A 9523-nucleotide genomic window follows, 5' to 3' on the forward strand; every position below is an offset into this window, starting at 1 on the left:
AGCTCTAAATCCAACATATGTATTGTCATTTCCAGGATTTGCACTTATATTTCCAGAGCGACCTACAAAGGTGTTGTTTGCTCCGCTGTTATCATTGGGAATGTATAATACCAACTTGCCATCAATGCGGTATCCTTCATCGAAGAAATTAGTTGGGGCAATGTTAATGTTATTCACTACATCGAGGCGGAAAGTGGGAATAAATGCAGCAGGACCGAAGCCAAATAATCCTCCAGCTGTAATAATACCTCTTTGTGTAGCATTTGTAAAAATCCTAATATCAGTAGAATTGAGTGTTCCAAAAACATTGTTTGGAAAAGCTGTAATGTTTCCATTAAGCAGCCATGCATTGGCAGCAGCAGAAATAGGTCCAAAAGTTCCGTTGCCGAGAAGTACATCGGTTGCACTGCCTGTAAAAGCAATGCTGTGAAGCGTGCCATTGGTTTCGGATGTTACAACAAAATTATTAGGTGTACCTGTGAGATTACGGATTCGGGCAGTGCCATTTACATCTAAAGTTTGAGTGTGCGATGTAAGATTATTAATTCCAACACCTGTTGCATCGGCAAAAAATGTGATGCCGCCAAATCCTAACTGAAAGGTATTAGCAATATTATTAGTTACGCCCTGCCCTACTGCAAATGAATTGGTTGCGCCAAAACCTGTATTTATATTGTTTCCCAGCGCCATTGAGTTATTTCCGAAGGCAACTACATTGTTTCCCAATGCCATTGCATTATTCCCCAATGCACTGGATGCTCCATTGGCAATGGTTAATCCTTTTACAATACCGAATGGCGGTGCAGGAGTCCAGAATATGCGGTTGTTAAGTATATCTACAGTAACAGATGTTGGTCCGAAATGAATAAGGCTGTCTCCATCGGGTGGAAGAATACGACTTACTTTCATACTGTCTGCAAAGATTTTTCCTTCCACTTTTAAATTACCTTTCACATGAAGTTTTTCGGAAGGAGTAATAGTTCCGATTCCCACATTGTTGTAGTTAAGGTTTTCAAAAATGTTTTTACTCGGCTGGTCTTTGTCCCAGATAGGACCGAATTGCTGGTTGTTGTTTTGTGCAATGATGTTATTGCTGTATGTAAGAATGAACATTACTGCTAATAAGAACGAGCGGAAATAAAGAATCTTTTTCATGATGTTTGGGTATTAGTGTTAGTTAGTGATTACTAATTTTTGAGAATATATATTATTGTTTGTTTTAATATTCAAGAGATAAATTCCTACTGGCAGATTATTGCGTTCAATGGTTACAACAGTTTTGCCATTCTCTTTTGTGATTTTCTTTTTGATTTCTATTTTTCTTCCAAGCAGGTCGAGCATTTCAATTACCATAATATTCAGAGACGATGGAATAATTATATTGGCAGTGTAATTAAATGGATTGGGATAACAAATTATTGGTTCTTGTACTTCTGAAACCTCTGTTACTGATATTAAAGCGGAATCAAAGAAATAATCATTCATAAAATTAGGTAAGCCAAAACCACAAATTTTTCCCTGAAGATATACTGCGCTGTCAATAAAATTACACCCAACGCCTAAAGTATTCGGAGAGTTTATTACAGCAAGTTTTGAACGGGTATATTTTGCTCCGTAAATTTTATAATCGGGTCCAAGTTGTAAAGCAGAAGTAAAATTATCATTAAAGTTTGTCGCAAAAGAATCATTAACAATAAAACTATCGAGCAATATTTTTGAATTAAGAATCTGAGAAGGTGTTCCTATTAGGTCTATCTGGTACACCGGATTTGTAAAGGTAACAGCAGGAGTAATTTCCAGCATATAAATAAAATAAAGTTTTTTATTATCGGGAGAGAATTCGGGTCCATAGCTATTGCTTTGTCCGGAAATAGGTGGAAAAAGAATAGGATTTGAAACCATGCCCGTTGATTTATCAAAATCAAGAATTTCTGGACCATTGAACAAAAATGCAACCGCTAATTTTTTTCCGTCAGGAGAGGCTTTAAGGAATATCATATGATCAGTACTAAACCCGGCATTACTTATTACAGGTGTAGTATTCAACCCTGCACTTGTAAGAAGATAAGAATAAAATGAATTGGTGTTTCTTTGCATTGTAATAATCCATATGTCATTATTATTAGCGTGCCTCACAGCAGTCATTGTTTCAGTTGCATTGTTGCAAAGGAAATTTCTTTTAGTAAGCACATCTCCAAGTCCTGATTGCAGGCTCATATCCACTATGGCATATCTCCATTCTCCATCAAAACCTGTGCTGTCATATCCTAAAGAAAAAATATAATGAATGTTCTCATTTTCCGGTTTAGGAACAGACAATATTTGTGAAGTAGTTGGTGCGCCATAAATTATTAAGCTCATTCCGTTTGGCATTACCTGATGATTTTTATTCCACACTTTCCAACCATCACTATAAAATAAAAGATTCCCACTTGTATCAGAAATGGAAACGCATCCTTCTAATACAAAATCCATTTGACTGTTTGTAACCGCCACTGGGTTTCCACTGCTAAAATCAATACCTGCTTTATCACCAAAATACCAGTGATAAGTTCTTTTTATATCTGGGTTTTGGGAAAAGCACTTGGAAGTAGGCAATAGGCAGTAGGCAGTAAACAAAAAATACAAAAGAGAAAGAGAAAAACGAGAGCGGATATATTTTGAGGCAGAGTACATTACATAAAAGATGGGTTATGACGTTAGAGAATACAAAGGAGCAAAAGATATTTGATAAAAGCAAGATAAAAAGGCAAATTACTTTACCTGTGCAAGCCCCGTAGGATTTAAATAATCCAACGGGGCAAGCAGGGCGGTGAGTTTGTTTTCTACCTCTGCCATGCGGGTTTCTGCCAAAACATTTTAATCCCGCACATAATCTTCTATGTGCGGGATTAAGAAACTACAAAATAGAGCAAATAAAATATTTGTACTTTAGTGCCAATGGAAAAAATCAAATTCGGAACAGACGGCTGGCGAGCCATCATTGGTAAAGAATTTACTGTTGAAAATGTCGCACGCGTTGCTGAAGGCGCTGCTCTTTGGCTGTTAAATAACTCGTCCTTCGTCCCTCGTCCCTCGTCCCTTTCCGTAGTGGTTGGGCACGATTGCCGCTTTGGCGGTGAATTATTTGCCGAAACGGTTGCACAAGTGCTTGCCCATCATGGCATCAAAGTTTTTCTCGCTAAAGGGTTTGTTTCAACGCCTATGATTTCTTTCGGTGCTGTTAAGTACAAAGCCAATCTCGGAATCATTATCACCGCAAGCCATAATCCTCCATCCTACAACGGGTTTAAGCTGAAAGGCAGTTATGGAGGTCCGCTTCTTTCCGAACAGGTTTCTGAAATTGAAAATCTGATTCCTGAAAAGTGTTCAGTTAATGTGGATGAGATAAATACCGGCAAGTTTATTCAGCATGTTGATCTGGAAAGCCTGTATGTTAAACAGGTAGAAAAGAATTTTGATTTGAAAGCAATCCGCAAATCAAAAATGAATCTTGCCTATGACGCCATGTTTGGCGCGGGGCAGAATGTCATAAAAAGGATTCTTCCGGAAACCATCATGCTTCATTGCGAAAACAATCCTTCCTTTAACGGAATATCTCCTGAACCCATCGCAAAAAATCTCAGAGAGATTTCTTTACTCATTAAAAATTCAAAAAAGAAATCCAGGAAATATCAAATAAGCTCGGCACTGGCAACCGATGGAGATGCAGACCGGTTAGGACTGTTTGACAGCAGCGGAAATTTTATTGACTCTCATCACATCATTCTCCTTCTCATCCATTATTTATGCAAATACAAGAAGATGAAAGGAAAAGTATGCACCGCTTTTTCCACCACAGTAAAAATTAAAAAAATGTGCGAGCACTACGGATTGGAACTGGAAGTGGTGAAAATCGGTTTCAAATACATCTGCGGAATAATGATAAAGGAAGATGTGCTCATTGGCGGAGAAGAGTCGGGAGGCATTGCCATCAAAGGGCATATTCCGGAAAGAGATGGAATATGGATGGGATTAACACTTTGGGAATTCATGGCAAAGTCAGGCAAATCACTGGAAGAACTTATAAAAGAAGTGTATGCTATTACCGGAAGTTTTGCGTTTGAAAGAAACGACCTGCATCTTTCTGAAGAACTCAAAAATAAAATTGCAGATAACTGTAAACAAGGCGCCTATTCTTCCTTCGGAAAATACAAAGTACAGCGCATGGATGATATGGACGGATGGAAATATTATCTTAGTCAGGAGTCAGGAGTCAGGAGTCAGGAGACAAAACCCCCAACTCCAAACTCCCCACTCCAAACTTCGGAAGAATGGCTGATGATTCGCGCCTCAGGAACTGAACCCGTTCTGAGAACCTATGCGGAAGCATCCACTCAGAAAAAAGCCCTTGACATTTTGAATGCCGCTAAGAAAACGCTCCTTCGGAACGATGCTTGATTACGCTGTACTATGAAGAAACATTTCTATTTATTTCTTCTGGCTTCTGGCTTCTGGCTTCTGGCTTCGAGTGATTCGTTCGCCCAAGCCCCCAAATCTTTTTCTTCCGATTCCGTAAAATTCCTCAGCGAGATGGATGATTACTTCAGCTCGGTGAAAGGAAAAGAAAAAGAAGGGCATGATTTCATCAAAGAACAGTTCAAGCCATTTTGGTTTGGCGGATATTTATCAAGCGAGAAAAGGCAGTTCGTTTATGCCACCAGCATTGCCATGCTTCAGAAAAAGCTCCGCCCGTTCCCCGACTATTTCAACTTTTTCAGCGCCATGATTAATTTTTATACGAAAGCCAACCTGCAGGAAAGCAGTTTTCTATCCTGGAAAACAAGCATGGAAAAACTGATTGAAACATCAGGCGCCAAAAAACTTTCCGACTTTCTGGAAGCGTCAAATGATATTTTCGGAACAAACAAACTTTACGAGTCCCCTTCGGTGGAATGGTTTGCCGGCAGCAGCAACTACGAGTTTGAGTTTGACTCGCTGCCAAAAATTGTTTTTTCAAAAACCGATCTCTGCTGCGCTGTGAAAGCCGATACCGCCACCATCTCCGGCACCAGCGGTGTTTATTATCCCACAGAAAAAAAATGGGTGGGCTATGGCGGCAAAGTAACATGGAAACGGGCAGGCATTGATGAAGACCTTGTGTATGCTGAATTGAAAAGATATACTGCCATCACCACCCGGCAAAGTTATTCTGCCGATTCAGTCAGGTTCACCAATAAAATATATTTTCAAAGTCCGCTGCTTGGCACGCTGGAAGAAAAAGCAGTGCCCGATGCCACTCCCGAAAACGCAACGTATCCCCGCTTTGAATCGTACAGTACGCGCTTTGAAATCAAAAACATCGCTGAAGGCAAAGTGGATTTTGCAGGAGGGTTCTCCCTGCGGGGAAATAAATTCATCGGTTCGGGAAGCAAAACCGCTGATGCGTACCTCTATTTCAAGCGCAATAACAAAGCATTGGTAAGAGCCGCCAGCAAAACTTTCATCTTCCGGCAGGACAGAATAACGTGCGAAGATGCCGCCATCACCATGTTTTTGGATAAAGACTCTATTTATCATCCTTCCATTAAATTGAAGTTCGACATTGAAAACAAAGAATTGATTCTCATCCGAACACTGGAAGGAATTTCAAAAACTCCTTACTTCAATACCTTCCATCAGGTGGATATGCGCGTGGAAGAAATTGACTGGAAACTCGATTCCGCTAAAATGGATTTCAAAACTCTCATCGGCAGTTCGCAGGGAAATGCTGATTTCGGTTCTTCCAATTATTATCGCGGAGATGTGTATTACGAATTGCAGGGCTATGACCAGGTGAACCCGCTGGTTGCTTTAAAACAATGCGGTGAAAAACTTGGCAGGACTACTTTTACGGGAGAAGAATATGCAAAGTTCAGGCACACAGAAGCGCAGGCGCTGCGCCCTTACCTCATCCCGATTGCAAACGGAGGATTCATCATTTATACTCCGCAGGATGATAAAATTATTTTGCAGGACCGCTTGTTTACCTTTTTGAAAGCAAAAGCAGGCACTGCCGATTATGATGTGCTCGGAATTCATTCCGAAGTGAAGGGCGGATCAATCAATGCCGTGCTGAATCTTTTGAATTATGATTTGAAGATATATGGCGTGTCTCAAATCGCCCTCAGCGACTCTCAGAATGTCATCATCTATCCGTCCAGAAAACAAATCGTGCTGAAGAAGAACCGCGACTTTTCTTTTGGCGGAGTGGTGCAGGCAGGGCGTTTCACTTACTTCGGAAAAGATTATTACTTCAACTATGATAAATTCAAGATTGACATTAACAATGCCGACTCGCTCATGTTTTCCGTTCGCAGATTCACTCCCGATGCGTTTGGTAATTATCCCGATGTGCGCGTAAAGTCAGTGATCGAACAGATACAAGGCGATTTGCAGATAGACCGTTCCGATAACAAATCCGGAAGAAAAGGCATAGCCAAATATCCTATTTTCTCTTCCGCAAAAGAATCATTTGTTTATTACGACAGGCGCTCCATACAGCGGGGCGTTTACAGGCGCGACAAATTTTATTTTAAAATTGACCCGTATACACTTGACAGTCTGGATAATTTCAGCACGCAAGGTTTGAAATTAAAAGGTCAGCTGACCTCTGCAGGAATTTTTCCTGACTTTGTTGACACGCTCAGAGTGCAGCCCGATTATTCTCTTGGTTTCATCCGCCCCACTCCGGCAGGCGGCTTTGCTTCGTATGGCAACACCGGAAAATTCAACAATCAAGTGCGCCTCAGCAACGATGGGCTGCACGGTGACGGAACCATTGATTATCTTACATCCTCCCTTTCATCCAAAGATTTAATTTTCTTTCCTGACTCGGTAAACGGAACCGCTGAAACATTTGAAGTGAAAGAACAAAAAGGCGGCAAGACAGAATATCCGCCTGTGAAAGGCGACACCGTGTATGTGCACTGGACTCCGAAAAAGGACATCATGCAGATATATTCCCAACTGAAACCTCTGGAAATGTATGGCGGACAGGGACAAATGAAAGGAAGAATAGATTATACTCCGAAAGCCATGACAGGAAACGGCAAACTTGAATTTTCAGGCGCCATCATGACTGCCGACATGATGAAATTCCAGAACAAAAAAGTTTTATCGGATACAGCCGCCTTCAGTTTAAAAGCGTTGGAGAAATCTCAATTCGCTTTTTCCACCAAAAATGTAAATGCCATTGTTGACTTTGAAAAACGAACAGGAGATTTTGCATCCAACGGAAAAGGAGCGGTGGTGGAATTCCCGGTGAACCAATACATCTGCTACATGGATAATTTTAAATGGTACATGGATAAAGGCGATATAGAACTATCCTCGCGCGATGCCAACAAACCTAAAGACGACCGACTGCTTGAACTTTCAGGACCTGAATTCATCTCTACCAATCCAAAACAGGATTCACTTCGCTTCAATGCGCCAAAAGCAAAATTTGATTTCACTAAATACATCATCACCGCTCAGGATGTGGCGTGGATAAATGTGGCAGATGCCAAAGTGTATCCCGACAGCGGAAAAGTGGTCATCCTGAAAGCAGCAGAAATGAAAACGCTGAGCAATTCAAAGATTATTGCCAACAGCATTACCGCCTATCACACCATTTACAAAGCAAACACAAATATTTTCGGCAGAAAGGGGTATGCTTCATCGGGCTATTATGATTATGTGGATGAAATGAAAAACAAACAGACGATTTATTTCGAGAGCATTAAAGTGGACACCACCTATCAGACTGTTGCCGAAGCGGAGATAAAAGACACCACCCACTTCATGCTCAGTCCCAATTACGAGTTCAGAGGAAAAGTGAACCTTGCTTCCAACAACCAGTTTCTGGTTTTCACCGGCTTAACAAAAATCACCAACACCTGCGCTGCGCTGGATGAAGGAAAAACATGGTTCCGGTTCTCCTCGCAGATCAATCCGGATAAAATCCTTATTCCCATTACCGCTCAGCTGCTGGATGAAAAAGACAGGGAACTTGGCTCAGGCATCATGGTGGCGGCAGATACAAGCGGAATTTATTCCGCCTTTCTGACAAAGAAATTCCGCAAGACCGACCAACCCGTTCTCACCGCAACAGGGTTTTTATTTTACGATGCTCCTTCAAAAGAATACCGCATCGCCTCCAAAGAAAAGCTAAACGAACTTTCTCTCACCGGCAATTACCTGAGTTTGAAAACAGACGCCTGCACGGTTTCGGGCGAAGGAAAATTAGGACCCATGGGCATTGACCTCGGTCAGATTAAACTGGATGCGGTGGGAAATGTATTTCATGATCTGAAATCTGATTCCGCGCGGTTTGAGCTGATGATGGCAATGGATTTCTTCTTTGATAACTCAGCGCTTGATAAAATGGCTGACCTCATCTCCGCCACCGAAACCTTATCAGGAGTGGTGGTGGGTTCCAACTACGAACAGGGACTTCACGAACTCCTTGGAAAAGAAAAAGCCGATAAACTGATTGCTGAAATAAATCTTTACGGCAAATTCAAAAAGTTCCCTGACGAGCTGGAGCACACCCTCTTTCTCACCGAAGTGAACATGCAATGGGATAAAAAGAACAACGCCTATGTTTCTTCAGGAGGAATCGGCATGGGCACGGTGAGAAGAACGCAGGTAAATAAAATGGTGGACGGAAAAATTGTGCTGTGGAAAAAACGCACAGGCGATATTCTGGACGTGTATCTTGAAGTGGACAAGAACAACTGGTATTACTTCCGCTATACAAAAGGATTTCTCTCGGCAGTTTCTTCCGACCCCGCCTTCAACAAAATCATTCAGGATTTGAAATCAGACAAACGCTCATTAAAAACCGACCGCGGACAAACGCCTTATGAATTTTCTATCGGAAGTGAACAGCAGAAAAATTTATTCCAAAGGAAGTTCAAGGAAAGTGAGGAGTAAGACCTAAATACCCAAAGGAAATAAAGGGCATCTCTAAAATCTATTTTGAATGAAGAACATTTGAACATTTGAACAACGAACATTCGAAATGAATGTATTTTACTTCCGATTTCGTTATTCAAATGTTCTATTGTTCTATTGTTCATGAGTTTTTAGAGGTTCCCTAAAGTCTCAAGCCCCAAAGGTTTTTTCTTGGTACTTGGTACTTGGAATTTGGAACTTGTCCGAAGGACTCCTTCGGAGGGGCTTTTTCCTACGAAATAATCCTTCCCACCGGATTGCTCCAGGCGCCTGTGCCGGCAGAATTGAAAGCCGCCACCCGAAACCATGTTTGTTTTCCGGGAGTTAAACCTGTTGCCGTCATTTTGCTTTTTGTTGAAACATCAGGCGTTGCGCTTTTCCAGTTTGCATCAGATGGAGCGGGAACAGGAACAGGAATTGGAATAGGAACCGGAACCGGAGATGGAGCCGTTGCTTCCTCCATCATTTGAATTTTGTAGCCCTTCACTTTTGCAATAGGGTCCCAGTGCAGCGAAGCTTCTCCGCTGGTATCGCCCAGCGTAACAGAAAGGTTTTCCACCTTAAG

5 protein-coding genes are annotated in these 9523 nt (G+C 41.5%); 2 read left to right on the forward strand and 3 right to left on the reverse strand.

Features of this window, described 5'->3' with window-relative positions; translation table 11 throughout:
• Both HY841_01390 and HY841_01395 read right to left on the reverse strand, forming a co-directional pair.
• The coding region (locus HY841_01390; GenBank protein MBI4929386.1) for a hypothetical protein at window positions 1-1155 on the reverse strand (1155 nt) is incomplete at its 3' end.
• An 18-nt stretch (window positions 1156-1173) separates the two neighbouring features.
• Complete coding sequence (locus tag HY841_01395; GenBank protein MBI4929387.1) at window positions 1174-2475, reverse strand: T9SS type A sorting domain-containing protein; 1302 nt, start codon at window positions 2473-2475, stop codon at window positions 1174-1176.
• Between the two features lie 465 nt (window positions 2476-2940).
• Between HY841_01395 and HY841_01400 the strand changes: the two genes are divergently transcribed.
• Window positions 2941-4440: a phosphoglucomutase/phosphomannomutase family protein gene (locus tag HY841_01400; GenBank protein ID MBI4929388.1), complete on the forward strand. Its 1500-nt coding sequence runs from the start codon at window positions 2941-2943 to the stop codon at window positions 4438-4440.
• A gap of 12 nt (window positions 4441-4452) precedes the next feature.
• The gene (locus HY841_01405) at window positions 4453-8937 is read left to right on the forward strand and encodes a hypothetical protein (GenBank protein MBI4929389.1); all 4485 of its coding nucleotides are present in this window, start codon (window positions 4453-4455) and stop codon (window positions 8935-8937) included.
• A gap of 253 nt (window positions 8938-9190) precedes the next feature.
• Here HY841_01405 and HY841_01410 read toward each other — a convergent pair.
• Window positions 9191-9523: fibronectin type III domain-containing protein (locus HY841_01410; protein MBI4929390.1), on the reverse strand; the 333-nt coding region annotated here is incomplete at its 5' end.

Source organism: Bacteroidota bacterium (assembly GCA_016213405.1).
GTDB lineage: Bacteria > Bacteroidota > Bacteroidia > Palsa-948 > Palsa-948 > Palsa-948.

Bases quoted from the DNA above. Each gene is read 5' to 3' on its own strand.
- HY841_01395 (MBI4929387.1), bottom strand. From the start codon at position 2,475: ATGGATTTTGTATTAGAAGGATGCGTTTCCATTTCTGATACAAGTGGG.
- HY841_01400 (MBI4929388.1), top strand. From the start codon at position 2,941: ATGGAAAAAATCAAATTCGGAACAGACGGCTGGCGAGCCATCATTGGT.
- HY841_01405 (MBI4929389.1), top strand. From the start codon at position 4,453: ATGAAGAAACATTTCTATTTATTTCTTCTGGCTTCTGGCTTCTGGCTT.